Here is a 24,656-nt window from a genome sequence, read left to right on the forward strand (position 1 = left end):
CCGTCTCGGTACTCGGGCCACGCTTGGTCACGCTTTGGCAAAGTACGGCCGGAGCGTGCCGGACGGAAATGGATGGCCGGGGTGTGTTGTTGCAGGGGGTCGGAGGCGTGCCGCCCGCCTCGCCTAGGAGGTAGCTCGACGTGAGCCAATACGTGTCCCGGCTCCGCAGTCGGCCCCACGGCCAGTTCGCGGGCCAGGGCCGCCTGCGCCTGCCCGGCAGCCCGCGCCGTCCCCGCCGGGTGGCCATGCTCAGCGTTCACACCTCCCCGCTGCATCAGCCCGGTACGGGCGACGCCGGCGGCATGAACGTCTACATCGTCGAGCTGGCCAAGAAGCTCGCCTCGATCAACATCGAGGTGGAGATCTTCACCCGCGCCACCACCGGCACCCTCCCGCCCGCCGTCGAGCTCGCCCCTGGGGTCCTCGTCCGGCATGTGGATGCCGGCCCGTACGAGGGCCTGGCCAAGGAGGAGCTGCCCGCCCAGCTGTGCGCCTTCACCCATGGCGTGATGCAGGCCTGGGCCGGCCACCGCCCCGGCTATTACGACCTGGTGCACTCCCACTACTGGCTCTCCGGCCATGTCGGCTGGCTGGCCGCCGAGCGCTGGGGCGTCCCGCTGGTGCATGCGATGCACACCATGGCCAAGGTCAAGAACGCCGCGCTGGCCGTCGGCGACACCCCCGAGCCCGCCGCCCGGGTGATCGGCGAGACACAGATCGTCCGCGCCGCGGACCGTCTGATAGCCAACACCGCCGAGGAGGCGGGCGAACTCGTCCGGCATTACGAGGCCGAGCCCGGCAAGGTCGCCGTGGTGCACCCCGGCGTCAACCTCGACCGCTTCCGGCCCACCGGCGGCGAGGTCGCCGAGAGCCGGGCCGCCGCCCGCGCCCGCCTCGGCCTGCCGCAGGACGCGATCATTCCGCTCTTCGCCGGCCGTATACAGCCGCTGAAGGCTCCCGACATCCTGCTGCGCGCCGCCGCCGCCCTGGTGACCGAGGACCCCTCGCTGCGCTCGCGCCTGGTCGTGCCCGTGGTCGGCGGGCCCAGCGGCAGCGGCCTGGCCAAGCCCGAGGGGCTCCAGAAGCTGGCCGCCCGGCTCGGCATCGCCGACCTGGTGCAGTTCCGCCCGCCGGTCGGCCAGGAACAGCTCGCCGACTGGTACCGCGCCGCATCCGTGCTGGTCATGCCCTCGTACAGCGAATCCTTCGGACTGGTCGCCATCGAGGCGCAGGCCTGTGGCACCCCGGTCGTCGCGGCCGCGGTCGGCGGTCTGCCGGTGGCCGTACGCGACGGCGTCAGCGGTTTCCTCGTCGCCGGCCACGACCCGGCCGACTACGCCCGCGCACTCGGCCGCTTCGTCGCGGACCCGGCCCTGCCCGCCCGTATGGGCACCGACGCCGCCCGCCACGCCCAGTCCTTCGGCTGGGACACCGCCGCCACGGCCACGGGCGACGTCTACACCGCCGCCATGCAGGAACACCGCCGTCACCTACGATCCCTCCATGGGTGACGAGCGAAAGACGAACGGTGTGGTGGGCAGCGCCACGGCCGAGGCGGTGGTGACGGCGCGGACCGTGATCGAGCGGACCCTGGCCGACGCCGAGCTCGAATGGGAGTCGCCCTCCGACGGCACCTACGTCATCAAGCTCCCCGGAACCCGCAAGCTCTCCACGACCTGCTCGCTCATCGTCGGCAGGCACTCCCTCTCCATCAACGCCTTCGTCGTCCGCCACCCCGACGAGAACCACGAGGCCGTGCACCGCTGGCTGCTCGAACGCAACACCCGTCTCTACGGCGTCAGTTACGCGATCGACAAGCTCGGTGACATCTACCTCGTGGGCAAGCTCCCGCTGGCCGCCGTCACCCCCGACGAACTCGACCGCATCCTCGGCACGGTGCTGGAGAACGCCGACGGCAGTTTCAACACCCTGCTGGAAATGGGCTTCGCCACCGCCATCCGCAAGGAGTACGCCTGGCGGGTCTCCCGCGGCGAATCCACCCGCAACCTGGACGCGTTCACGCATCTGACGCGGGACGGCGGCCCGGAGGCGTAGCCCCGCGGGCGGGGCTTGTTGCGGAAACGGCAACAAAGTTTGCTCCCTTCCTCCTCCTGAGCGCATGGTCGGCGCCAGGAGGTGCTCACCCATGGAAGACGTATGGGTCATCCGGACCGGCGGGCCGAACGCCGCGCCCGTCCGGGTGCGGGCCCGCACCCGGGTGCCGTTGGCGGACCCGGGCGCACCGCGCAACGCGCCCGCACCGCAGGTGTACGGACGTCTCTCCCGGGACGGCACACCCCCGGCGGAACTCCTCGCGACGGGACGCGACGTACTGATGGCGATCGAACGGCTGGAGCAGATGCGATGACCACGACACAAGCCCGGCACGACGACCACTCCCACGGTCACGGCCACCCCCACAACCACGGCCACGACGACGACTTCGACTGGGCCGCGATGGCCGACCTGCTGGAACTGGAGGGTGAGACCCACAGCCCCTACGTACGCCAGGCCCTGGCGGAGCTCGGCGACCTGGCCCCGCGCCGCATCCTGGACATCGGCAGCGGGCCGGGCGTCGCGGCCTGCCGGATGGCATCGGTCTTCCCCGAAGCCGAGGTCACGGCGGTGGACGGCACACCGGAGCTGCTGGCCCGCGCCGGGGAACGGGCCGAGCGGCTCGGCGTCCAACTGCGGACCCGGGTGGCCGAGTTCCCGGCCGGGCTCGCCGGCCTGGGCCCGGCGGACCTGGTGTGGACCGCGCAGGTCGTGCACCACGTGGGCGACCAGCAGGGTGCGCTGGACCAGCTGGCCGGGCTGCTCGCCCCCGGCGGTGTGCTGGCCGTCGTCGAGGGCGGTCTGCCGCCCCGGTGGCTGCCGCGCGACCTGGGCTTCGGGCGCCCCGGCCTACAGGAACGGCTCGACGTGGCGATGGCCGACCGCTTCAGCCGGATGCGGGCCGAGCTGCCCGGAGCGGTGCCGGTGGTCGAGAGCTGGTCCGGCATGCTCCGGGCCGCGGGGCTCACCGGCGTACGGAGCAAGACCTTCCTCGTGGACCACCCCGCGCCGCAGGCCGACGGCCCCGAGCAGCCCGTACGGCTCATGGCCCGGCGGTCCCTGGAGCGCTGCCGCGAGACGCTCGCCGACCTCCTGGACGACGAGGACCTGACGACCCTGGACCGGCTCCTCGACCCGGCCGACCCGGCGGGCGTCGACCGGCGCCCCGACCTCTTCCTCCTGACCGCGAAGACCGTGCACTTCGGCACCGCGGTCTGAGCGTTTCGCGCAGGCCCGAACGCCATGACGACGGGCGGGTGCCCGGCCGGACCGACCCGGCCGGGCACCCGCCCGTCCTGTGCTGACTGCCCGTCTTTCCGGCCTACCGGGTACTCGCCCGTCCTGTGCTGACTACCCGCCTGTTCCGCCCCACCGGCCACCCGCAGCCTCACCCATCCCGCCGACTTCACCGGCCTCCGTCGGTGCCGAAGCCATGGCCGAAGCCGGCGTCGTGTCCGTGGGGGAGCCGGCCACCGCTCCGGCTCCGGCCCGCTCCGGCAGGCTCCGCAGCAGCAGGCCGTAGCCCAGAGCGGCCACCGTGCCGATCACCGCGCAGCCGGTCCACAGCGCATCGGCGCCGTAGTGGTCGATCACCGTGCCGCCGAGCAACGGGGCGGCCAGGGAGGCGATGGACCAGGACAGGGAGTACATGCCCTGGTAGCGGCCCCGGCCGTGCAGCGGGGAGAGCCGCACCACCAGGCCCATCTGGGTAGGGGAGTTGATGATCTCGCCGAGGGTCCAGACGGCGACGGCGACCGCGTACATGGCGACCGAGCCCGCCAGCGCGGTGAGCCCGAAGCCGTAACCGGCGAGCAGGGCCGAGCCGATGAGGAGCATCGCCGGGCTGCGGTGTTCGATGAAGCGCGTCACGGGGATCTGGAGCAGTACGACGAGGACGCCGTTGACCGCGATGACCAGGCCGAAGTCGGCGCTGGAGAAGCCGTCCTGACCCATCGACACGGGCATCGAGACATACGCCTGCTGGAAGAGCAGGGCGAGCAGCAGGTTGAGGCCGACCACGGTCATGTAGCGGCCGTCGCGCAGGACGGTCAGCATGGAGACGGGGGCGGGGGCCGCGCCGGCGTCGTCCTGGCCGGCCGGCGTGCTCGCGGTGGGGCGCGATTCGGGGAGCTTCCAGAACACGATCAGCGCGCAGCCGAGGACGAGCGTCGCCTCGCCCAGGAAGAGGACCAAGTAGCCGTGCTGGGCGATGAGTCCGGCGGCGGTGGACGAGACGGCGAAGCCGAGGTTGATCGCCCAGTAGTTGAGGGAGAAGGCGCGGACCCGGTCCTCGGGGGCGACGATGTCCGCCATCATCGCCTGCACGGCGGGGCGGGAGGCGTTGGTCGCCATGCCGACCACGCCCGCCACCGCCGCGATGGCGACCGGGCTCTCCATGAAGCCGAGCAGCGCCACGGACGCTGCCGTCGACAGCTGGGCGATCAGCATGGTGGGCCGGCGGCCGAGCCGGTCGGTGAGCACCCCGGCGCCCACGGACGAGATCACTCCACCGAGGCCGTAGAGCGCACCGACCAGGCCCGCGTACGAGGCCGAGTAGCCGCGTTCGACGGTCAGATAGAGGGCGAGGAAGGTGGCGACGAACGCCCCCAGCCGGTTGATCAAGGTGCTGGTCCACAGCCACCAGAACTGCCGGGGGAGCCCGGAGACGCTCTCCCTGGCGGCGCGCCGGAGACGGCCCGGCCCGGAGGGGCCGATTGTGGATGCGGACATGACATTTCCCCCGTGGAGTGGCGATGTGGTGCGGTGCGGTGCGTGGCAGGGACGCGGAGAGCGAGGCGGCGAGCGCGGCGGAGCGTGAAGCGGCTGGTACGGCGGGCGGCCGGGAGCGGCAGCGCGTGAGCGGTGGGTGCGTAGTGCGGATCTGTAAGTGGTGCAAGCGTCTAGCGCAACCTACATACGGGACGGTTCCCGCCGCCACTCATTTGACGCGAAGCGTCAATCGGCACCGGGACGCCCAGGTCCTGGACCCGCGCAAGGCGCTGCGCGGACTTGGATTACGCTCGACGCCATGGCCGACGCACCGTACAAGCTGATCCTCCTCCGCCACGGCGAGAGCGAGTGGAACGCGAAGAACCTGTTCACCGGCTGGGTGGACGTCAATCTCAACGAGAAGGGCGAGAAGGAGGCAGTCCGCGGCGGAGAGCTGCTCAAGGACGCCGGCCTGCTCCCCGACGTAGTGCACACCTCCCTCCAGAAGCGCGCCATCCGCACCGCGCAGCTGGCCCTGGAGTCCGCCGACCGGCACTGGATCCCGGTCCACCGCAGCTGGCGGCTGAACGAGCGCCACTACGGTGCGCTCCAGGGCAAGGACAAGGCGCAGACGCTGGCCGAGTTCGGCGAGGAGCAGTTCATGCTCTGGCGCCGCTCGTACGACACCCCGCCGCCCCCGCTCGACGACGACTCCGAGTTCTCCCAGGCCCACGACCCGCGCTACGCGTCGATCCCGCCGGAGCTGCGCCCGCGGACCGAGTGCCTCAAGGACGTCGTCCACCGCATGCTCCCGTACTGGTACGACGGCATCGTCCCGGACCTCACCGCCGGCAAGACGGTCCTGGTCGCCGCCCACGGCAACAGCCTGCGCGCCCTGGTCAAGCACCTCGACGGCGTCTCCGACGAGGACATCGCCGGCCTGAACATCCCCACCGGCATCCCGCTCGCCTACGAGCTGGACGCCGACTTCCGCCCGGTCAAGCGCGGCGGCACCTACCTCGACCCGGAGGCCGCCAAGGCCGCCATCGAGGCAGTGAAGAACCAGGGGAAGAAGAAGTAACACCCCGCACCGCACGGCCCCCGTCCGCGGCTTTCGCCGCCGGCGGGGGCCTTTGCGTGGTGGTGCGCCGTGGCGGTGGACCGCGTCGGCAGCGGCGGGCCGCGTCTGTGGATGCGGCCTGCGCCCGGAGATGCAGCATGGAAGAGGGGCCGCATTCGTCTGCAACCGGAAGGATGAGCGTGATGCCCAAGTTCATGGACATCCATCACGGCATGAAGGACCTTACGCCCGACCAGTTCAACGCGGCGCACCAGGCCGACCTCGCCATCCAGAGCGAGGAAGGCGTGACCTTCGAACGCGCCTGGGCCGACACCGAATCCGGCGATGTGTTCTGTCTGTCGGAAGCGCCCTCGGCGGGCGCCGTCCAGCGCATCCACGAGCGCACCGGCCATAAAGCGGACGAGATCCATCCGCTGTCGCTCAGCCTGTGACCCGGTCCCGCGACAGGGCCGGCCCGTAAGCAGGGGGCCGGGCAACCCGGAACACGGCAGCGGCCCCGACCGGAAGCTCAACCGGTCGGGGCCGCGGTGGCGCTGTGCCGTAGGGGCGCCGTGCCGTGACGGTCGCTAGCAGCCGCCGCCGCACTGGCACGATCCGCCCGACTGGCAGCCGCAGCTACAGCCGGGGCCGCAGGCGCAGCCGGCGCGCAGGGAGTGCGGTGGCTGCGGAGCGACGTGGGGCGCGGTAACGGGGGAGTCCGCCATGGGTGCCATGCATTGCCTCCTAGGGGTCACCTGGTGCCCATTGCAAGCCCGGGGGTCGAGGCGCGTCAACGGCGCGTGGAGGCACACGTCAACGGCGCACGGCGCTTCACGGGGCGGACTTGCGCCCTCCCCCGCCGCTTCGGCTATGCGCCTTCCACGGCCGTCGGCGGGGCCAGCTCGTCGGCGTGCTCGCCGGTCACGAGGTAGACGACCCGCTTCGCGACGGAGACCGCGTGGTCCGCGAAGCGCTCGTAGTAGCGGCCCAGCAGCGTCACGTCCACGGCCGTCTCGATGCCGTGCTTCCAGCGGTCGTCCATCAGGTGCTGGAACAGCGTGCGGTGCATGGTGTCCATCGCGTCGTCGTCCTGCTCCAGCTGGAGCGCGAGATCGACGTCCTTGGTGATGATGACCTCGGCGGCCTTGGCCATCAGGCGCTGCGCCAGCTGCCCCATCTCCAGGATGGTGGCGTGCAGATCGCGCGGCACGGCCGTCTCCGGGAAGCGCAGCCGGGCCAGCTTGGCCACATGCTGGGCCAGGTCGCCGGAGCGCTCCAGGTCGGCGCTCATCCGCAGCGAGGTGACGACGATCCGCAGATCGGTGGCGACCGGCTGCTGCCGCGCCAGCAGGGCGATCGCGCGGGCCTCCAGATCGCGCTGGAGGTCGTCGACCTTCTCGTCGGCGGCGATGACGTTCTCGGCCAGCTTGAGGTCCGCGTCGAGTATCGCCGTGGTGGCGCGCCCGATCGCGGAGCCGACGAGCCGGGCCATCTCGACCAGGCCCTCGCCGATCGAATCCAGCTCCTCGTGGTACGCGTCCCGCATCTTGACCTTCTCTCGCTTCGATGTGGTGGTGGGGCGTGGGGTGGGAGGTGGAACGGGGTGCAGGGTGACCTGTGCCCACGCTCTCACGGCCGGTGCCCGCGCGGCCCGTGCTCCTGAGGGGCGGTGCTCCTCGGAGCCGGTACTCCGTGGTGCCGGTGCTCCGGAGGCCGTCGCCCCGCGGTCGCTCAGGGTGTCCGGCCGCGCTTCGGTGCGGAACCGGTTCGCCACCCGCACCATCACCCTGCGGGCACCGCGCGACCTGCGGTGCCACCGCGGGTGAACCGGTACCGACGTGAAGGTGAACTCTGGGCGACGCGTCCACGGCCCCGAGGGCCGCCCCGCGGTTCACCTGGCCGAGCGCCACAGCGGCGGGGCGCGAGCGCCGGTTTCCCTAGGGACACCCGCCGGGCAGCCGCACGCTCCGCACCCGCCTCCGGAGTGAACCGGCGTGGACGCCACGGTGAACTCTGGGCGACGGGTGTTCGGGCAGAGCCCCGCATGGCTGGGGAAGTGTCCGATCCGGCGCATAACCTGGAGTCATGAACGTGGACGCGGCCGTCGCCGCAGTGGCTGCGATCGCCGGGCTCTGCACCGGTGTCTTCGCCATGCTGGCGTTCCGCTGGAGCGAGCGCGACCAGGCCAAACCCACCCGCACCTCGCTGCACACGGACGCCGTGCTGCCCCCCGGGGTCGACACCGTGCTGTCGGTGCTCCGCTCCTCCGCCGTGGTCCTCGACGAGGCCGACTCCGTCGTCAAGGCCAGCTCCGCCGCCTACGCCCTCGGGCTGGTCCGCGGCGGCAAGCTCGCCGTCGAGCCGATGAGGCAGATGGCCCGCGACACCCGCAGGGACGGCGAGATACGCCAGGTCGAGCTGGATCTGCCGCGCCGCGGCACCGGCCGCGGCGAGGCCCTCGCGGTCTCCGCCCGGGTCGCCCCGCTCGGCTCCCGGCTCGTCCTGCTGCTGGTCGAGGACCTCACGGAGGCCCGCCGCATAGAGGCCGTCCGCCGCGACTTCGTGGCCAACGTCAGCCATGAGCTCAAGACGCCCGTCGGCGCCCTGTCGCTGCTCTCCGAGGCCGTGATGGACGCCAGCGACGACCCCGAGGCCGTCGAGCGCTTCGCCGGCCGGATGCAGAACGAGGCCACCCGTCTGACCAACCTCGTCCAGGAGCTCATTGACCTCTCCCGGGTGCAGAACGACAACCCGCTGGAGGACGCCGAGCCGGTCCGGGTCGACGAGCTGGTCGCCGAGGCGATGGACCGCTGCCGCCAGCAGGCCGGCACGAAACAGATCACCATGGCCGTCGGCGGGGCCGATGACCTGCACGTATGGGGAAATCGCGGCCAGCTCGCCGCGGCCCTGGGCAACCTCGTCGAGAACGCCGTCAACTACTCCCCGGCACGCACCCGCGTCGGGATCGCCGGGCGCCGTGTCTCCGCGCCCGGCGGCGACCTGATCGAGATCGCGGTGACCGACCAGGGCATCGGGATATCCGAAAAGGACCGGGACCGCGTCTTCGAGCGGTTCTACCGTGTGGACCCGGCGCGCTCGCGCGCCACCGGCGGGACCGGTCTCGGCCTCGCCATCGTCAAGCACGTGGCCGCCTCGCATGGCGGGGAGGTCACGGTGTGGAGCGCTGAGGGACAGGGCTCCACCTTCACCCTGCGTCTCCCGGAAGCCGGAGCCGTACGCGACCGCGAACGGCCCGCCGACCCGTCCGCGGAGGGCCTCGACGACGAGGACCGCCCGTACGAGACCTTCAACGATCCGCTCCCAGCTCACCCAGCCCCGGAGGTCCTTCCGTGACCCGAGTGCTTGTCGTCGAGGACGAGGAATCGTTCAGCGACGCACTGTCGTACATGCTCCGCAAGGAGGGTTTCGAGGTCGCCATCGCGGCTACGGGCCCCGACGGACTGGACGAGTTCGAGCGCAACGGCGCCGACCTCGTCCTGCTGGACCTGATGCTGCCGGGCCTGCCCGGTACGGAGGTCTGCCGCCAGCTGCGTGGCCGCTCCAATGTCCCGGTCATCATGGTGACCGCCAAGGACAGCGAGATCGACAAGGTCGTCGGCCTGGAAATAGGGGCCGATGACTATGTCACCAAGCCCTTCTCCTCCCGTGAACTGGTCGCCCGCATCCGCGCGGTGCTCCGCCGCCGCGGCGAGCCGGAGGAGGTCACCCCGCAGGCCCTGGAGGCCGGCCCGGTCCGGATGGACGTGGACCGCCATGTCGTCACGGTCTCCGGCGGCAAGGTCGACCTCCCCCTCAAGGAGTTCGACCTCCTGGAGATGCTGCTGCGCAACGCCGGCCGTGTGCTGACCCGTATGCAGCTCATCGACCGGGTCTGGGGCGCCGACTACGTGGGCGACACCAAGACCCTCGACGTGCACGTCAAGCGGCTGCGCGCCAAGATCGAGCCCGACCCGGGCGCCCCGCGCTACCTCGTCACGGTCCGCGGCCTGGGCTACAAGTTCGAGCCGTAAAGAGCGATAGGCACCCGCACCTGGGCGGTGGGCTCCCCGGCACCCGGCAGTGAGCCCGCCGCAGTCAGCGGTGCCCCGCCCCGCGCGCCGCGGGAACAAGCCTCAGGGGCGCCCGTCCGGACCGGACGGGCGCCCCTGAGGCTTGCCTGTGTGACGGCGGGCTGCCGCCGTCAGTGCGGGTCAGTGACCGCTGTGCGCCGACCCGGGCTTGGCGGAGCCGGAGGGGCTCGCCGAATCGGACGGCTTGCCGGAGCCGGACGGGGACGCCGAGCCGGACGGCTGGGGCAGCTGCGACGGGCCGTAGCCCTCGAAGTAGCTCTTCGCCGGGATCACGGCGGCGTCCATCTTCACCTTGCCGGTGGAGCTGAAGGCGAACGTCAGCGGCTGCATGTTCCCGTCCTTGACGGCCTCGCGGCCGCTGGCCAGGACAGCCGAGGCGTTGCCCTTGCCGCCGATCACGACGGAGCCGCCGGCCGGCACGGAGATCGGGCCCGAGCCACCGCCGGCGGGCGAGAGCTTGGCCGACTGGCCGGTGCCGTCGACGGAGATCGTGGTCAGCTTCTGGGCCTTGGCGCCGTTGTTGAACACCGTCGCGGCCACCACGGCCGGGCCCTTGGCGTTCAGCTCGGGCTGGGTGATGACGGAGACGTTCTGGATCTTGATGTCGCCGACGGAGGTCGCGGCGTTGTCCGGCTTGACCTGCAGCGTCTGGGCGTCGTTCCCCGCCCCGCACGCGGACAGCGTGGCGATCGAGAGCGAAAGGACGGTGGCGGCGAGGACGCCGCGTCGAAGGCTGCGGCTCACGGCGGCGGCATCTCCTTGACGAGCTACGGCGGCCGAACGTTCGTGCCCGGTCGCGGATGGGCGGCTGGGGCGGCACTGTGTACGCGTCATGACGACGGGTGCGTGGAGCCGCCCCAAGGGTGTGTCAGCGCCGCTAGGTTACCGAGCCGTCCTCGCGCCGCCGCACCCGACCCGCCCCCGGCGCGATCAGGTGCCCGCGGCGGCCGCCCGCGCACAAGTTCCCAGGCCCCGGAAGCGGGTTCCCGTAAGGAAAGCCGACCGCAGTTCACGATCCGCCCGGAACCGGCCCGGAGTACGGGCCGGGGACTACCCGGAGAACGCCGGCCGCGGCACACCACGCGACACGTCCGGGACACGGGTTCATCGGGACCGTCCTCTTCATCGGGACCGCTCACCGAGAACGTTCCTCGAGAACAGGGGAGGGAATATTCGGCAAGCGGCCGTTCGGGTGGCGGACGATGGGTTTCCCCCCGGGGAAATGCAGTATTCGCAGGGAATGTGAAGGCCTCGCGGAATTGATCACACTCTTCGCGACCCCGGCTCGTGATCAATTCGAGAATCGGTCCCGAGGGGCCCGCGAGCAGCCGAACGGAGCAGCGGAACTCGCTCATGTGGATCCGTGCAAAACGGGACGTTCGGCCTGCCGATCACCGCGTTCCCGCTACGTCACGGGCATGTTTCCGCTCACCCGTGCAGCCCCTCCGACCTGCGAATACCCGTCTCCCGAGGCCCTTCGCAGCACGTTCCGGTCACTGTTGTCAAGCCCCGAGATATGCCCTGACCTGCGAAAACGCCATTCAGAACGGTCCGTTCCCGTGTTAGCATGGATAGCCACGGAAGGGGTACCTGTCACATGACGTTCAAGGTTGGCGACACCGTGGTCTATCCCCATCACGGGGCCGCGCTGATCGAGGCCATCGAAACTCGCCAGATCAAAGGCGTGGACAAGACCTACTTGGTGCTGAAGGTCGCCCAGGGCGACTTGACTGTTCGTGTGCCAGCGGACAATGCGGAGTTCGTCGGCGTACGCGACGTGGTTGGTCAGGACGGGCTGGACCGGGTCTTCGAGGTGCTTCGTGCACCGTATGCCGAAGAGCCGACGAACTGGTCCCGTCGTTACAAGGCAAATCTCGAGAAGCTCGCTTCCGGTGACGTGATCAAGGTCGCCGAAGTGGTTCGCGACCTGTGGCGGCGTGAGCGTGAGCGCGGACTGTCCGCCGGTGAGAAGAGGATGCTCGCGAAGGCGCGCCAGATTCTGGTGAGCGAGCTCGCCCTCGCGGAGAACACCAACGAGGACAAGGCCGAGGCCCTGCTCGACGAGGTACTCGCGTCCTGACGACGTGTGCGCCGGCGAGATCCGGCGCAGCGACGACGTAGCAATGCCGCGGTGCCCGAGTGACGACCGTTCCCCTGTGGAGCGGTCTGTTGCCGGGCGCTGCGGCATATCTGCTGCTACGGCATGACTTATGGGTGTGACCCGCCGGGAGCGGCGAGGGCCGCCGATTCCCTGTGGCGTACCGGTACCGGGCAGCTGCCTCGACCGATGTCACGGAAGGGTCCGGTCAAGGCGGCGCGCCCGGCACTCCCCCCGGCCTTCGGCCCGGGGGTGCCCCCAAGGCCATACCCACCTCGCCCGAGGAAACAAACCTGTCTGCGTCAATTCCGGGCTTGCCCCGGACTCCGGAGTCATCGATGTCAGATCCTTCCCGCCCGGTCCGCACCGCCGCGGTGATCCCCGCCGCCGGCCGCGGTGTCCGGCTCGGTCCCGGCACCCCCAAGGCGCTGCGCACGCTGGGCGGCACCCCCATGCTGGTGCACGCCGTCCGCGCGATGGCCGCCTCCCGCGCGGTCTCCCTCATCGTGGTGGTGGCCCCGCCCGACGGCGCCGCCGAGGTCAGCCGCCTGCTCCACGAGCACCCGCTCGCCGAACGCACCGAGCTCGAGGTCGTCCCCGGCGGCGAGACCCGCCAGGAGTCCGTACGGCTCGGTCTGGCGGCGCTCCCGGACACCATCGACGTCGTGCTGGTGCATGACGCCGCGCGCCCGCTGGTCCCGGTCGACACGGTCGACACGGTGGTCGCGGCCGTACGCGCCGGTGCGCCGGCCGTCGTCCCGGCGCTGCCGCTCGCCGACACCGTCAAGCAGGTCGACCCGCAGCCCCAGGGCACCCCGGAGCCGGTGGTCGGCACCCCGGAGCGGGCCCTGCTGCGCGCCGTACAGACCCCGCAGGGCTTCGACCTGGCGACCCTGCGCAAGGCGCATGACACCGTCGTCGAGGGCGAGGGCGCCACCGATGATGCCGGGCTGGTCGAACGGCTCGGTTCGCCGGTCGTGGTCGTCCCGGGCCACGAGGAAGCGTTCAAGGTGACCCGGCCGCTGGACCTGGTCCTGGCCGAGGCCGTACTCGCCCGCAGGAGGGCCACCGATGGCTATGTCTGACCCGACCCCTTCCGGCGCGCTTCCCGGCGCCCCTCTCCTCCCCCTCGTCGGCATCGGCACGGATGTGCACGCCTTCGAGCAGGGCCGTGAGCTGTGGTGCGCGGGTCTGCTCTGGGACACCACGGAGAGCGACGGCTACGGCCTGGCCGGTCACAGCGACGGCGATGTGGCCGCGCACGCCGCCTGTGACGCGCTGTTCTCGGCGGCCGGCGTCGGCGACCTGGGTGCCCACTTCGGCACCAGCCGCCCCGAGTGGTCCGGCGCCTCCGGAGTGACCCTGCTGGCCGAGGCCGCCCGGATCGTACGGGCCGAGGGCTTCACCATCGGCAATGTCGCGGTGCAGGTCATCGGCGTACGCCCGAAGGTCGGCAAGCGGCGGGACGAGGCCCAGAAGGCGCTGTCGGCGGCCGTCGGCGCGCCGGTCTCGGTCTCCGGGACGACCTCGGACGGGCTGGGTCTGACGGGCCGCGCCGAGGGTCTGGCCGCGGTGGCCACGGCGATCGTCTTCCGTACGGCCTGACCCGGCGCCCGGTGGTCCCGTTGCGGCGCCCGGCATTCCCCCGTACGGGGCGGGAATGCCGGGCGCCGTACGGGTGTTGGGGGGAAGATCGGAGTATCCGTGTCCCGGAACGGCCCGCAGGAAGGATCTCTCGTGACTGCCACCCTGTCCGATGACCTCAAGAACCTCCTCGATACTCCGGTCTTCGTGACCGTGGCGACCATCCAGCCCGACGGCAGTCCCCAGGTCTCCCCGGTCTGGGTGAAGCGGGACGGCGACGACCTGCTGTTCTCGACGACCGTCGGCCGGCGCAAGGAAGCCAACCTCCGCCGTGACCCGCGGGTCACGGTCGTCGCCCAGCCCTTCGACGCCCCGTACACCTATGCCGAGGTCCGCGGCACCGCCACGCTCACCACCGAGGGCGGAGAGCAGCTCATCGACGAGCTGTCGCGGAAGTACACCGGCAAGCCGTACGCGGACTTCAACCCCGCGGCGGCCGACGACTCCGAGCGGGTGGTCGTCCGGATCACCCCGCGCAAGGTGGTCGGCAGCATCTGACGGGTCCGCGGACCGCTCTGGAAGCGCCGACACTTCCGGCGAATCGGACTCCCATGACGGATACGTCACCCCGTGGCCCCATGGGTCGCGGGGCACTGCCTCGTTCCGACTACCCTGGTTCCGTGACGATTCGCCTGTACGACACCAGCGCCCGGCAGATTCGCGATTTCACCCCGCTCACGCCGGGCTGTGTCTCGATCTACCTGTGTGGTGCGACCGTGCAGGCCGCCCCGCATATCGGGCACATCAGGTCGGGACTGAACTTCGACATCATGCGCCGCTGGTTCGAGTACCGCGGCTACGACGTGACGTTCGTGCGCAATGTCACGGACATCGACGACAAGATCATCAAGAAGGCGGACGAGCAGGGCCGCCCCTGGTGGTCGATCGGTTACGAGAACGAGGTCGCCTTCAACACGGCCTACGACACCCTCGGCTGCCTGCGCCCCACCTACGAGCCGCGTGCCACCGGCCACATCCCCGAGATGATCGAGATGATGCGCGGCCTGATCGAGCGCGGTCACGCCTACGCCGCCGACGGCAACGTCTACTTCGACGTGCGGTCCTTCCCGGAGTATCTCCAGCTGTCCAACCAGGAGTTGGACAACCTCCTCCAGCCGTCCGGCGAGGGCGAGACCGGCAAGCGGGACCCGCGCGACTTCGCCATGTGGAAGGCGGCCAAGGAGGGTGAGCCCAGCTGGGAGACCCCCTGGGGCCGCGGCCGGCCCGGCTGGCATCTGGAGTGCTCGGCGATGGCGCACAAGTACCTGGGTGCCGCGTTCGACATCCACGGCGGCGGCATCGACCTGATCTTCCCGCACCACGAGAACGAGATCGCCCAGGCCAAGGCGTACGGCGACGACTTCGCCGCGTACTGGACCCACAACGCCTGGGTGACCATGAGCGGCGAGAAGATGGCCAAGTCGCTCGGCAACTCCGTGCTGGTCTCGGAGATGGTCCAGCGCTGGCGCCCGATCGTGCTGCGCTACTACCTGGGCACCCCGCACTACCGCTCCATGATCGAGTACAGCGAGGACGCGCTGCGCGAGGCCGAGTCCGCGTTCGCGCGGATCGAGGGGTTCGTCCAGCGGGTCGTCGAGAAGGCCGGGGTCGTCGAGCCGGCGGCCGAGGTGCCGCCGGCGTTCGCCGAGGCGATGGACGACGATCTGGGTGTCCCGCAGGCGCTGGCGATCGTGCACACCACCGTCCGCCAGGGCAATTCCGCGCTGACCGCCGACGACAAGGAAGCGGCGGTGGCCCGGCTGGCCGAGCTGCGTGCGATGCTCGGGGTGCTCGGTCTGGACCCGCTCGAAGAGCGCTGGTCCGGCGGCGGCACGGACCGCGGCGATGACCTCCACGGCGTCGTGGACTCGCTGGTCCGTCTCGTCCTCGAACAGCGCCAGGCCGCCCGCTCCCGCAAGGACTACGCCACCGCCGACGCCATCCGCGATCAGCTCCAGCAGTCCGGACTCGCCATCGAGGACACCCCCTCGGGCCCGCGCTGGTCGCTGTCCTGACCTCGGCCCCACGCCTCGTCGGCCACCCGGATTCGCCCCGCACGGTGGCCGCGGGCGACACTCAATCCATACGTACGTACCCACTCCACGTCGCGAGACGTCGAGAGCAGTGAAGAAACAGGTGACCCATGGCCGGCAACAGCCAGCGCAGGAACCGCCGCACGTCCAACAAGAAGGGCGCGCAGGTCGGCAGCGGCGGTAAGCGGCGCCGGGGCCTGGAAGGCAAGGGGCCGACCCCGCCCGCCTCCGAGCGCAAGGGACATGTCAAGAACCGCGTGGCCAACGCCAAGGCGAAGCACGCCGCGGCCCGTCGTCCCGCGCCCCGCCGCGGCGGTGCGAAGGGCACCGCCGAGCTCGTCGTCGGCCGTAACCCGGTCTTCGAGGCGCTGCGCGACGGCGTGCCCGCGACGAACCTCTACGTCCAGCAGTTCATCGACACCGACGAGCGGGTGCGCGAGGCGCTCCAGCTCGCCTCGGAGCGCGGCAACATCAACCTGATGGAGGCGCCGCGCCCCGAGCTGGACCGGATGACCAACGGTCTCAACCACCAGGGCCTGGTCCTCCAGGTCCCGCCGTACGACTACGCGCACCCCGAGGACCTGGCCGCGGCCGCCTTCGACAACGGTGACGACCCGCTGATCGTCGCGCTCGACGGCGTCACCGACCCGCGCAACCTCGGCGCGGTGGTCCGCTCCGTGTGTGCCTTCGGCGGCCACGGCGTGGTCGTGCCGGAGCGCCGGGCGGCCGGTATGACGGCCGGTGCGTGGAAGACCTCGGCGGGCACCGCGGCCCGTACGCCGGTCGCGCGCGCCACCAACCTGACCCGGACCCTGGAGTCGTACCAGAAGGCCGGTCTGACGGTCGTCGGTCTGGCCGCGGACGGCGAGATGGAGCTCCAGGACGTCGCGGCGCTGGACGGCCCGGTCGTCATCGTGGTCGGCAGCGAGGGCAAGGGCCTGTCGCGGCTGGTCGGCGAGACCTGTGACGTGCGGGCGCGGATCCCGATGCCGGGCGGCGCGGAGTCGCTGAACGCCGGTGTCGCGGCCGGTGTCGTCCTGTGGGAAGCGGCGCGCCGCCGCGCCTGAGCCCGGGTGCCCCGGGGCCGGCGGTACGCACCTGTGCCGCACCCCGGGGCAAGACCTGACCCTCTGTGCGTCTTTCCGGTATCCCGTGATCTTTTGACGGGTCTCGGACAGATCGACCCGGTCAAGGCAGTGTCCTATACGCGAGTCACTCGGTTAGATGAGCGTGGACACCAGAACACCCCGCACGCCTACGGGGGGACGCTCGCCGGGTTTCGATGACGAGCCGGGCCTGAGCTCGGTCAAGGTGCCGTGCGATCCCGCGCAGGTCATCGTCAACCACGCCAGCTTCCGCGTACAGCTCGCCGCGCCCGCGGCGCGCGGCGCCATGGCCGACACCGCGCGCATCCCCGTCATCCGGGGCTCGTCCGCCGGTGCCAGACGCCGGGCGCCCGTGGTGTGGAGCGGCCGCACCGAACCGGGCGGCACGGCCGGCGCCACCACCCAACTCCTGCACGCGGTGCGCAACGCCGGCATCGGCCTCGACGGCGGCCAGCCTGAGGACGTCGGCACGACCCAGGTCCTGCCCCGGATCCGCCTCGGCGACGCCGCCCCCGCCCAGACCGTGATCGGCCAGCGCGGCCCCGTCGAACCCGACAGCCCGCTGCTGCGCGGCGTACGCCCCGTGGGCAGCGCATACGGCGACACCTACCGCGACCACCCCTACCGGGCCCCCTACGGCGACCGCGGCCACACCGACGACGGCTACGACGACGACCGGTTCGAGGCACGGGACGACTACGACCCCGGCGCCAAGCGGCGCGGCACCGACAGCGTGCGCCACGCGTACTACCCGGGCCGCCGGATGAACCTCGGCGTCGTCCTGCTGCCGCTGCGCATCTTCCTCGGACTGATCTCCGTCTACGCCGGCATGGGCAAGCTCTGCGACCCCGTCTACTTCGACGGCGGCGAGCGGGGCTCGATGGTCAAGTGGCTGATGTCGCTCGACCCCTGGGCGCTGGCCGTGCCGCTGCGTGACTTCGCCGTCTCGCACCCCGTCGGCGCCGGGCTGACCGTCGCCTTCCTCCAGGTCGTCGTCGGCGTCCTGACGATCTGCGGACTGTGGCAGCGCGTCGCAGCCTCCATCGGCGCGCTGCTGTCCGCGGCGCTGCTGATGACCGTCACCTGGCGCACCGTCCCCGCCTACGACGCCCCCGACATCATCTACCTCGCCGCCTGGAGCCCGCTGATCATCGCGGGCGCCCCCGTCTACTCCATGGACGGACGGCTGGCCGGCGAGGCCTGGCGGCGTCTCGGCCCCCGCGTCGAGGTGACCGACCTGCGGCGCCGGGTGCTGCGCCGCGGCGCCGTGATGACCACGGTGGTGGCCGGACTGACCCTGATCGTCGGCTCCCTGCTCGGCGGCGCCGTACGGTCCGCGACGGTCGCGACCGTACCGCGGCCCGGCGAGCCCGCGATCAACAACCTGCCCGGCTCCCCGCTGCCCCGCCCCGGCAAGCACTCCACCCGGCCCGGCCAGCGGCACAAGGGCAGCGCCGCACCGCGCCCCGGAACGCCCTCCGCGGACGCCTCCCACAAGACCCGCAAGCCCGGCACTCCGTCCGCGTCGACCTCCGGCGCCGGACGGTCGCCGGGCAGCTCCAGCGGGCTCTCACAGCAGCCGGGAGCGACCACCAGCGCACCGCAGCAGACCGTGCCGACCCGCGCCCCGGTACCGACCCATGTACCGACGTCGACGGGCGGCACCGGCGGCGGCACCACCGGCACCGGCAGCACCGGCACCGGCGGCTCCGGAGGCGACTCCGGCCGCGACAACGCCCTGGGCGGCCTCCTCGGCTGACCCGCCGCTTCCCCGCTTCCCCGCACCTGTCCCCGATCGCCCCCGACCTCTCCGTACGGCCTGGCATCACTGGCCGGCCGCTACGGGGAGGGGAGCGGTCGGGGACAGGCGTGTGTGGGGCTGTGTGACGGTGACGGGGGGAGGGCCAGGCTGGCGGGCGCTGTGGTGGGGGGCCGAAGGTGATGGGCGGGCGCTGTGGTGGGGGGCCGAAGGTGATGGGCGGGCGAGTGCGGCGGGGTGTCTGCGGCGATGGGGCGGCGGCGCGGTGGGGGGTGAGTGTCTGAGGGCGTCGGGGTGGGCGCCGCGGGGACGCCGGGGGCTGGGGCCGCGATGGGCTTCTGACGGCTTCCTTGGGGCCCTGACCCCCTGGCGCCACCCGCTGAGCAAGCAGCCGCTGGCGCCGCTTCCGCGTCCCTGGGGGTGGCTCAACGTCCCTGGGGTGGTTCTAGGGTCCCGGGGGCGGCTCAACGTCCCTGGGGTGGTTCTAGGGTCCCTGGGGTGGCTCAACGTCCCTGGGGTGGTTCTAGGGTCCCGGGGTCGGCTCAACATCACCGGGGCGGTTCCAGGGTCCCGGGGTCGGCTCAACATCACCGGGCGGGGCCGGAATCCGTCTCGTCGCGCGGCCCGAGGTCGTCCCTGCGTGCCGCTCAACGCCCGTGGGCGCCGCCCCCGAACCCCGCCCCGTCACCGGGGGCCGACGGCTTCCCTGCGCGTGGCTCAACGGGCCCTGGCGCCTCTCAAGCGCCCGGGGGGAGAGCCGGCCGGTCCTCAACCCCCGTGCGCGTTCAGCTCCTCGGCGGCCTCGGTGAGGTCCTTGGCGGTGTCGATGGCGCGCCAGTAGGCGCCTTGGGGGAGCGGGAAGCCGGCCAGCCGGCGTTCGCGGGCGAGGCGCGGGAAGGTCGTGCGCTCATGGTCGCCGCGGGCGGGGAGCAGCTCCGTGAAGGCGGCGGAGAAGACGTAGACGCCGGCGTTGATCAGATACGGCGAGGGCGGCGACTCGATGAAGTCCAGGACATGTCCGAAGGCGTCGGTCTCCACGGCGCCCCACGGGATGCGGGGACGGGCCAGCGCGAGGGTGGCCTCGGCGTCGCGCTCGTGGTGGAAGGCGGCCATCTCACGGAGCGGGAAGCGGGTCCAGATGTCGCCGTTGGTGGCGTACCAGGGTTCGTGCGGGCGGGGGAGGGAGCCGGCCGCGTACTTGAGTCCGCCGCCGCGGCCCAGCGGCTCGGTCTCGACAACGGTCGTGACGCGCAACGGGAGTTGGGCCCGCTCCAGCCAGTCCTGGAGCACCCCGGCGAGATGCCCGCAGGAGATGACGACGTCCGTGACGCCCTCCTCGGCCAGCCAGTTCAGCTGATGGCCGATGATCGGGGTCCCGGTGCCGGGAATCTCGACCATCGGCTTGGGTCGGTCGTCGGTGTACGGGCGGAGACGTGAGCCCTGGCCGCCGGCCAGGACCACGGCCTGCGTGGGGTACTGATGCTGGGCACCTGTCATGGTTCGCACCCTATGCGGTGCGAGCGGGGGTCACTGGGCGGCGGCGACGCCGGTGGCGAAGGAGGTGTCGCAGACCGGGCGGGAGAAGGCCTGGGCGCGGTGTGCGGCCCCGTACTTGGCGACCGCGGCCCGGCCGAGGTCACGGGCGATGGACACGCAGTGCTCGGCCAGCGAGGGCCGCTTGGTGGTCGCCTCCTGGAGGTGGGTCAGGGCGACGCCGGGGTCCTTCTCCTGGAGTTCGACCAGAAGGCGCTTGCGCAGGGCCTCCTCGGGGGCGAGGGGGCCGGCCTTGGTGGAGACCTTTCCGGAGGATGCGGTCAGCACCTGGGAGTCGGTGGCCGTCGATGCCCACGGGACGCGGGTGACCGCGAGGGTCCCGGACAGCACGAGGACGACGGGAAGGACGAGGGCGAGAGTTCTGCCGATGCGGCGGGCTGCGGAGTTCACGGTCGAGATGGTAGCGAGGAGTGATGATTTGGCGACATTTGGTCACCTTATCGAGGGACGCAATGGCTCGTCGGTGCGGTTCCGATGTTGACGCGTCGGTACGAAAAGTGCGGTTATGTCCCTATAGCGGCGTTGTGGCGCGGCATGACGGCGTTGTGGCGCGGCATGACGGCGTTGGTGCGGCCGACAACGCAGCGGCGGCGGCACCGGGTACTACCCGCTGCCGCCGCCGCTCTCACACGCCGCTCATCCCGTATCAGTCGGTGAGGCGCTCCCCGGACGACGTCGAGAAGACATGCGTCTCGCCCGCCCGCGGCACGACGTGCAGTTGGGCGCCCTTGGCCGGGACCTGGCGGCCGTTGACCCGTACGACGAGATCCTTGACCTCGCCGCCGACCTCCGCGGTGCCGTACACATAGCCGTCGGCGCCGAGTTCCTCGACGACGTTGACCGTGACGGCCAGGCCGGCCGGTGCGTCGGCGGACTCCTTGGACAGCGACTTCGCGGCGGCGCCGTTCTGCTCGACGATGTCGAAGTGCTCGGGGCGGACGCCGACCGTCACCGTCCGGTCGCCCTTGTCGGCGGCCGTGGACAGCGCCTCACGGTTCACGGGGACGACGCTGTTGCCGAACTTCACGCCGCCGTCGGTGATCGGCACCTCGACGAGGTTCATCGCGGGCGAGCCGATGAAGCCCGCCACGAACAGGTTCGCCGGCCGGTCGTACATGTTCCGCGGTGAGTCGATCTGCTGGAGCAGACCGTCCTTGAGCACGGCGACCCGGTCGCCCATCGTCATGGCCTCGACCTGGTCGTGCGTGACGTACACCGTCGTGATGCCGAGCCGGCGCTGAAGCCCCGCGATCTGCGTACGGGTCTGGACGCGGAGCTTGGCGTCCAGGTTGGACAGCGGCTCGTCCATGAGGAAGACCTGCGGCTCCCGGACGATCGCCCGGCCCATCGCGACCCGCTGCCGCTGACCACCGGACAGCGCCTTGGGCTTGCGCCCCAGGTACTCGGTCAGGTCCAGGATCTTGGCCGCGTCCTCGACCTTCTGCCGGATCTCGGCCTTCGGCACACCGGCGATCTTGAGGGCGAAGCCCATGTTGTCGGCGACCGTCATGTGCGGGTAGAGCGCGTAGTTCTGGAACACCATGGCGATGTCCCGGTCCTTCGGCGGAAGATGGGTGACATCGCGGTCCCCGATGCGGATGGCGCCTCCGTCGACGTCCTCCAGCCCCGCGAGCATCCGCAGCGAGGTGGACTTGCCGCATCCGGAGGGGCCGACCAGGACGAGAAACTCGCCGTCCTCGATGGCGATGTCCAGCTTGTCGACGGCGGGCTTGTCGGAACCCGGGTAGATACGGGTTGCCTGGTCATACGTGACCGTAGCCATGGTGAATCCCTTCACCGGCAGGAACGTGCCGGACGATCCGAGTAAAAGGAGTGGTGTAGTCCACTGATATGGACTCTCCGTGACGCTACCCGCGGCGGCCCCCGGTGTCAGTAGCCCGGCAGTCACGAATTGGGAACCGGCATCCGGCGCGCCTGGGTACACTGCTTCACGCACGCCTCCTTAGCTCAGCTGGCCAGAGCACCGCTCTTGTAAAGCGAAGGTCGTCGGTTCGAATCCGACAGGGGGCTCTATGCACACCGCGCTGACCTGGGGTTTCTCCCCAGTAGGGCGTCTTATTCGGCCTCGGACTCCCCGTCCGGGGCCGTTTGCGTGCGCGGTGCGTGAGCGGATGGGGTACCAGAGCCGCGCTCAGCCGCGGATTCTCCGGCACTCGGTCGCCCCTTCTTGCCCGCCAGCCACATGTCCAGCCAGTCGCCGACAGTGAGGCGGCTGGTCAGGTCCAGGCCGTGGCTGAGACGCCGCCGTGTCTCTTCGACGTTCGGCAGGGGCGCCTTCTCGTCTGCCACCTTCTCCAGCAGCTCGGCGATCTGGGCCAGGCCCTCGGGGTCTTCGGCGTCGGAGAGCCCGAGCAGGGTGCGTATGTGGTCGAGGTCGGCCTGTGCGGCTTTGAGGGACTCGTAGCCGGCGCGGCTGAAAGAGCGGCGGGTGCCGTCCTCGCGGGGTGGGAGTTCCTGGCGTATGGAGTACGAGCCGTGCTTGCGGCTGGTGAGCTTGGGGCAGTTCTTGCCGAGCGGTTTGCCGCTCTTGGGGTCGCGGCAGTAGCAGCGGCGGTGGGTGGAGCCCTTCAAAGGCGTTCCTCCGGGGCGGCGTTGGCGTCGGCTTCGGGTGGGTCGACGTCGTTGAGTGCGGGTGGGAGGTCGGGCGGGGTGGCTCCGTCGTCGCGGAGGTCCCGACGGAGGTGGCGGAGGGCGTCCACCAATCACTGGACGGCTACATCGAGGGCCCGAACGGCGAGTTCGACTGGCCCCTCATGAACGGCGAGCTGTCCGCCTACTCACAGGCCCTCACCGACAGTGTCGACGTCTTCCTCTACGGCCGGGTCGTGTGGGACATGATGTCCGGCTACTGGCCCCGCGCCGAGGAGTTCTCCACACACGAACACGATCTCGCGTTCGCGCCCGTCTGGCGCAAGGCATCCAAGGTCGTCGTCTCCTCAACCCTGACCGAGGCCGACTGGAACACCCGCGTCATCAACACCAACGTCGTCGAGGAACTCACCGCACTCAAGGACAGCGGCGCGCACCTGCTGCTGTTCGGCGGGTCAACGCTGGCCGGCTTCCTCACCGAGCACCAACTGATCGACGAATACCAGATCTTCGTCCACCCCGTCGTCCTCGGCGGCGGCAAGCCTGTCTTCACTGCGCCTCAGCAGCGGTTCGACCTCACGCTGACCGAGAGCCTGACCTTCGACTCCCAGGTGGTCCTTCTCCGTCACGAACGGTCCGCCCGGTACTAAGACCACCGCCCCGCCCCTCGCGCCCCGACTGCCGCCGCACCCGACGCCGGCCGCACAACTCTGCCTCCCGGCAGCCCACAGAAGGATCGAACCCGACATGACCGCCGCAGCGAAAGGCCCCGCCAGCTACTTCCCTTCCATCGAGAAGAGGTACGGCCGCCCGGTCACGGAGTGGATGGACCTCATCCGCGCCTCGCCCCTGACCAGACACATGGAGCTCGTCACCTGGCTCAAGTCCGAACACGGCCTGGGACACGGCCACGCCAACGCCTTGGTCGCCTACGCCCTCGCCGAAGACGCCCGGACATGAGCGTCCACCGGAGAACCCTTCACACTCGCTGCATCAGCACCCGGCAATAGGCTTTGGCTAGCAGAACCAGCCTCGAAAGGACTCCTCGGCCCCTTCCTCCGCCTGGGGGTTTCGCCGCGCCACCGCCGCCAGCAGCCGCTGGACCGAGCGCTGCCATACAGCGGCCCTCGTCGGCTCTCCCGCCTGCGTCCACGACGGAACGCAACGCTTGCGCCGCCGCGGCTGGTACGGAGGGCGACCCGGGGCGTCGGCCGCCGCACCGAAGAAGTCCCCGCCCTTGCGCTTGACGCCGTCCGCGCCCCACGCCTGCCTCTGGCGCTGCTCGGCCGACGCCTTCTGCAGATGCGGAATGTGCTTGGCGCAGTGGATGTACGCCTCCTCCACCGTGATCTCGACCCAGAGCTGGGCCCGGCGTCCGGGCACGGGGTCGACCGGCAGCTCGGGCCGGGCGCGGCGCATCTCCTCGGCGGAAACGATCCGGGCTTGCCCATTGATGTGCAGGCCGATCCGGTCCCTCAGGAAGTCGATCATCAGGATGCCGACGTGGGGGTTCTCCTCGATGTTGCCGAGGCTGGCGAGCACGCCGTTGCCCCGGTACTCGGGGTAGATCAGCGTCCTGTCGTCGAGGATATGGAGGAAGCCGGGCGGACCGGCCCGGAAGGTGCTGTCGCACTCGCCGTGCCGGTCGGAGGTGGCCAGGAAGCACATCTCCTGGCGCGCCACGAAGTCCCGCATCCTGGTGTTGAGACGGTCCAGGACCTGCTCGTCGTAGAACCTGTCGGCGCGTGCGGTGGTGCCCATGCGCTCCTGGAGTTCGTGCTCGCCATCGCTGCCGGGTCGGACCCGGCGGTCTGCAGCGGGCATGGGATCCACCGTGGGCATCCGGCCTGCCATGGACATCTGGTCCGCCACCTGGTCCTCCCTTAGCGCCGCCTGAACGCCACCTGTCCACGTACCGGTCCCGGCTGTCCGGGAGG

Annotated in this window: 24 protein-coding genes, 1 tRNA gene and 2 pseudogenes; 18 read left to right on the top strand and 9 right to left on the bottom strand. The window is 71.1% G+C overall.

The window, feature by feature from the left end; translation table 11 throughout:
* Positions 1 to 140 precede the first annotated feature (140 nt).
* The 4 genes from mshA (at position 141) to K7C20_RS21650 (ending at position 3,273) form a co-directional block, all read left to right on the top strand.
* The gene (gene mshA, locus K7C20_RS21635) at positions 141 to 1,511 is read left to right on the top strand and encodes a D-inositol-3-phosphate glycosyltransferase (RefSeq protein ID WP_053210364.1); all 1,371 of its coding nucleotides are present in this window, start codon (positions 141 to 143) and stop codon (positions 1,509 to 1,511) included.
* Complete coding sequence (locus K7C20_RS21640; protein WP_030080910.1) at positions 1,504 to 2,055, top strand: type III secretion system chaperone family protein; 552 nt, start codon at positions 1,504 to 1,506, stop codon at positions 2,053 to 2,055. The genes mshA and K7C20_RS21640 overlap by 8 nt, the downstream gene beginning before the upstream one ends.
* A 91-nt stretch (positions 2,056 to 2,146) precedes the next feature.
* Entirely contained in the window at positions 2,147 to 2,368 is a 222-nt protein-coding gene (locus K7C20_RS21645; RefSeq protein ID WP_030080908.1) for a hypothetical protein, read from the top strand.
* Complete coding sequence (locus tag K7C20_RS21650) at positions 2,365 to 3,273, top strand: class I SAM-dependent methyltransferase (protein ID WP_078953591.1); 909 nt, start codon at positions 2,365 to 2,367, stop codon at positions 3,271 to 3,273. The genes K7C20_RS21645 and K7C20_RS21650 overlap by 4 nt, the downstream gene beginning before the upstream one ends.
* 132 nt (positions 3,274 to 3,405) lie before the next feature.
* On the opposite strand, the gene K7C20_RS21655 is transcribed toward K7C20_RS21650, so the two are convergent.
* Complete coding sequence (locus K7C20_RS21655) at positions 3,406 to 4,785, bottom strand: MDR family MFS transporter (protein WP_030080904.1); 1,380 nt, start codon at positions 4,783 to 4,785, stop codon at positions 3,406 to 3,408.
* A 298-nt stretch (positions 4,786 to 5,083) separates the two neighbouring features.
* Here K7C20_RS21655 and K7C20_RS21660 point away from each other — a divergent pair, with 298 nt between their 5' ends.
* A complete protein-coding gene (locus K7C20_RS21660) occupies positions 5,084 to 5,845 on the top strand; it encodes a phosphoglyceromutase (RefSeq protein WP_030080902.1) in 762 nt (253 codons plus the stop codon).
* Between the two features lie 182 nt (positions 5,846 to 6,027).
* A complete protein-coding gene (locus K7C20_RS21665; RefSeq protein ID WP_053210365.1) occupies positions 6,028 to 6,276 on the top strand; it encodes an SCO4226 family nickel-binding protein in 249 nt (82 codons plus the stop codon).
* A gap of 416 nt (positions 6,277 to 6,692) precedes the next feature.
* On the opposite strand, the gene phoU is transcribed toward K7C20_RS21665, so the two are convergent.
* The gene (phoU, locus tag K7C20_RS21670) at positions 6,693 to 7,370 is read right to left on the bottom strand and encodes a phosphate signaling complex protein PhoU (protein WP_030080899.1); all 678 of its coding nucleotides are present in this window, start codon (positions 7,368 to 7,370) and stop codon (positions 6,693 to 6,695) included.
* A gap of 539 nt (positions 7,371 to 7,909) precedes the next feature.
* Here phoU and K7C20_RS21675 point away from each other — a divergent pair.
* Both K7C20_RS21675 and K7C20_RS21680 read left to right on the top strand, forming a co-directional pair.
* Positions 7,910 to 9,178 carry a sensor histidine kinase gene (locus K7C20_RS21675; protein WP_030080897.1) on the top strand — a complete coding sequence of 423 codons (1,269 nt, stop codon included), beginning with the start codon at positions 7,910 to 7,912 and terminating at the stop codon, positions 9,176 to 9,178.
* Entirely contained in the window at positions 9,175 to 9,855 is a 681-nt protein-coding gene (locus K7C20_RS21680) for a response regulator transcription factor (protein WP_006603892.1), read from the top strand. The genes K7C20_RS21675 and K7C20_RS21680 overlap by 4 nt, the downstream gene beginning before the upstream one ends.
* Before the next feature lie 180 nt (positions 9,856 to 10,035).
* Here the strand turns inward: K7C20_RS21680 and K7C20_RS21685 are convergent, their stop codons facing one another.
* Entirely contained in the window at positions 10,036 to 10,659 is a 624-nt protein-coding gene (locus K7C20_RS21685) for a hypothetical protein (RefSeq protein WP_030080895.1), read from the bottom strand.
* 853 nt (positions 10,660 to 11,512) lie between these two features.
* On the opposite strand from K7C20_RS21685, the gene K7C20_RS21690 reads away from it, so the two are divergent.
* From K7C20_RS21690 to K7C20_RS21720, 7 genes are all read left to right on the top strand, one after another.
* Entirely contained in the window at positions 11,513 to 11,995 is a 483-nt protein-coding gene (locus K7C20_RS21690; protein WP_003953493.1) for a CarD family transcriptional regulator, read from the top strand.
* A 356-nt stretch (positions 11,996 to 12,351) separates the two neighbouring features.
* Complete coding sequence (ispD, locus tag K7C20_RS21695; protein ID WP_030080893.1) at positions 12,352 to 13,098, top strand: 2-C-methyl-D-erythritol 4-phosphate cytidylyltransferase; 747 nt, start codon at positions 12,352 to 12,354, stop codon at positions 13,096 to 13,098.
* Entirely contained in the window at positions 13,085 to 13,618 is a 534-nt protein-coding gene (gene ispF, locus K7C20_RS21700; RefSeq protein ID WP_078953593.1) for a 2-C-methyl-D-erythritol 2,4-cyclodiphosphate synthase, read from the top strand. The genes ispD and ispF overlap by 14 nt, the downstream gene beginning before the upstream one ends.
* A gap of 132 nt (positions 13,619 to 13,750) precedes the next feature.
* Entirely contained in the window at positions 13,751 to 14,155 is a 405-nt protein-coding gene (locus K7C20_RS21705; RefSeq protein WP_030080889.1) for a PPOX class F420-dependent oxidoreductase, read from the top strand.
* A 122-nt stretch (positions 14,156 to 14,277) separates the two neighbouring features.
* Positions 14,278 to 15,672 carry a cysteine--tRNA ligase gene (cysS, locus tag K7C20_RS21710; protein WP_030080887.1) on the top strand — a complete coding sequence of 465 codons (1,395 nt, stop codon included), beginning with the start codon at positions 14,278 to 14,280 and terminating at the stop codon, positions 15,670 to 15,672.
* A gap of 128 nt (positions 15,673 to 15,800) precedes the next feature.
* On the top strand, positions 15,801 to 16,757 hold the full coding sequence (rlmB, locus tag K7C20_RS21715; protein WP_030080885.1) for a 23S rRNA (guanosine(2251)-2'-O)-methyltransferase RlmB: 957 nt from the start codon (positions 15,801 to 15,803) through the stop codon (positions 16,755 to 16,757).
* Between the two features lie 157 nt (positions 16,758 to 16,914).
* Positions 16,915 to 18,555, top strand: a complete 1,641-nt coding sequence (locus K7C20_RS21720; RefSeq protein ID WP_167352551.1) for a DoxX family protein — start codon at positions 16,915 to 16,917, stop codon at positions 18,553 to 18,555.
* Positions 18,556 to 19,323: 768 nt separating this feature from the next.
* Here the strand turns inward: K7C20_RS21720 and K7C20_RS21725 are convergent.
* The 3 genes from K7C20_RS21725 to K7C20_RS21735 all read right to left on the bottom strand — a co-directional run bounded on the left by K7C20_RS21725 (position 19,324) and on the right by K7C20_RS21735 (position 21,892).
* Entirely contained in the window at positions 19,324 to 20,052 is a 729-nt protein-coding gene (locus tag K7C20_RS21725) for a nucleotidyltransferase family protein (protein ID WP_030080881.1), read from the bottom strand.
* Positions 20,053 to 20,082: 30 nt separating this feature from the next.
* Complete coding sequence (locus K7C20_RS21730; RefSeq protein WP_030080879.1) at positions 20,083 to 20,499, bottom strand: hypothetical protein; 417 nt, start codon at positions 20,497 to 20,499, stop codon at positions 20,083 to 20,085.
* A 256-nt stretch (positions 20,500 to 20,755) separates the two neighbouring features.
* Entirely contained in the window at positions 20,756 to 21,892 is a 1,137-nt protein-coding gene (locus K7C20_RS21735; RefSeq protein ID WP_030080877.1) for an ABC transporter ATP-binding protein, read from the bottom strand.
* 174 nt (positions 21,893 to 22,066) lie between these two features.
* Here K7C20_RS21735 and K7C20_RS21740 point away from each other — a divergent pair.
* Positions 22,067 to 22,140 (top strand) — tRNA-Thr (locus K7C20_RS21740).
* A 147-nt stretch (positions 22,141 to 22,287) separates the two neighbouring features.
* Here the strand turns inward: K7C20_RS21740 and K7C20_RS21745 are convergent.
* Both K7C20_RS21745 and K7C20_RS38315 read right to left on the bottom strand, forming a co-directional pair.
* Positions 22,288 to 22,701: pseudogene (locus tag K7C20_RS21745) on the bottom strand (site-specific integrase); the annotation flags it as partial.
* Positions 22,698 to 22,820, bottom strand: a pseudogene (locus K7C20_RS38315) (transcriptional regulator); the annotation flags it as partial. The pseudogenes K7C20_RS21745 and K7C20_RS38315, both read right to left, overlap by 4 nt.
* Between K7C20_RS38315 and K7C20_RS21750 the strand changes: the two are divergent.
* Positions 22,812 to 23,369 (top strand): dihydrofolate reductase family protein, encoded by a 558-nt coding sequence (locus K7C20_RS21750; RefSeq protein ID WP_030080873.1) that lies wholly within the window; start codon positions 22,812 to 22,814, stop codon positions 23,367 to 23,369. The pseudogene K7C20_RS38315 and the gene K7C20_RS21750 overlap by 9 nt on opposite strands.
* A 97-nt stretch (positions 23,370 to 23,466) precedes the next feature.
* Positions 23,467 to 23,679 carry a DUF4287 domain-containing protein gene (locus K7C20_RS21755; RefSeq protein ID WP_030080871.1) on the top strand — a complete coding sequence of 71 codons (213 nt, stop codon included), beginning with the start codon at positions 23,467 to 23,469 and terminating at the stop codon, positions 23,677 to 23,679.
* A 57-nt stretch (positions 23,680 to 23,736) separates the two neighbouring features.
* On the opposite strand, the gene K7C20_RS21760 is transcribed toward K7C20_RS21755, so the two are convergent.
* Positions 23,737 to 24,543 (bottom strand): pyridoxamine 5'-phosphate oxidase family protein, encoded by an 807-nt coding sequence (locus tag K7C20_RS21760; protein ID WP_048829392.1) that lies wholly within the window; start codon positions 24,541 to 24,543, stop codon positions 23,737 to 23,739.
* Positions 24,544 to 24,656: the final 113 nt, after the last annotated feature.

The organism is Streptomyces decoyicus, from assembly GCF_019880305.1.
GTDB lineage: Bacteria > Actinomycetota > Actinomycetes > Streptomycetales > Streptomycetaceae > Streptomyces > Streptomyces decoyicus.

Coding starts and splice junctions, on each gene's coding strand:
- K7C20_RS21640 (WP_030080910.1), top strand. CDS start 1,504: ATGGGTGACGAGCGAAAGACGAACGGTGTGGTGGGCAGCGCCACGGCC.
- K7C20_RS21645 (WP_030080908.1), top strand. CDS start 2,147: ATGGAAGACGTATGGGTCATCCGGACCGGCGGGCCGAACGCCGCGCCC.
- K7C20_RS21650 (WP_078953591.1), top strand. CDS start 2,365: ATGACCACGACACAAGCCCGGCACGACGACCACTCCCACGGTCACGGC.
- K7C20_RS21655 (WP_030080904.1), bottom strand. CDS start 4,785: ATGTCCGCATCCACAATCGGCCCCTCCGGGCCGGGCCGTCTCCGGCGC.
- K7C20_RS21660 (WP_030080902.1), top strand. CDS start 5,084: ATGGCCGACGCACCGTACAAGCTGATCCTCCTCCGCCACGGCGAGAGC.
- K7C20_RS21665 (WP_053210365.1), top strand. CDS start 6,028: ATGCCCAAGTTCATGGACATCCATCACGGCATGAAGGACCTTACGCCC.
- phoU (WP_030080899.1), bottom strand. CDS start 7,370: ATGCGGGACGCGTACCACGAGGAGCTGGATTCGATCGGCGAGGGCCTG.
- K7C20_RS21675 (WP_030080897.1), top strand. CDS start 7,910: ATGAACGTGGACGCGGCCGTCGCCGCAGTGGCTGCGATCGCCGGGCTC.
- K7C20_RS21690 (WP_003953493.1), top strand. CDS start 11,513: ATGACGTTCAAGGTTGGCGACACCGTGGTCTATCCCCATCACGGGGCC.
- ispD (WP_030080893.1), top strand. CDS start 12,352: ATGTCAGATCCTTCCCGCCCGGTCCGCACCGCCGCGGTGATCCCCGCC.
- ispF (WP_078953593.1), top strand. CDS start 13,085: ATGGCTATGTCTGACCCGACCCCTTCCGGCGCGCTTCCCGGCGCCCCT.
- rlmB (WP_030080885.1), top strand. CDS start 15,801: ATGGCCGGCAACAGCCAGCGCAGGAACCGCCGCACGTCCAACAAGAAG.
- K7C20_RS21720 (WP_167352551.1), top strand. CDS start 16,915: ATGAGCGTGGACACCAGAACACCCCGCACGCCTACGGGGGGACGCTCG.
- K7C20_RS21725 (WP_030080881.1), bottom strand. CDS start 20,052: ATGACAGGTGCCCAGCATCAGTACCCCACGCAGGCCGTGGTCCTGGCC.
- K7C20_RS21735 (WP_030080877.1), bottom strand. CDS start 21,892: ATGGCTACGGTCACGTATGACCAGGCAACCCGTATCTACCCGGGTTCC.
- K7C20_RS21755 (WP_030080871.1), top strand. CDS start 23,467: ATGACCGCCGCAGCGAAAGGCCCCGCCAGCTACTTCCCTTCCATCGAG.
- K7C20_RS21760 (WP_048829392.1), bottom strand. CDS start 24,543: ATGCCCGCTGCAGACCGCCGGGTCCGACCCGGCAGCGATGGCGAGCAC.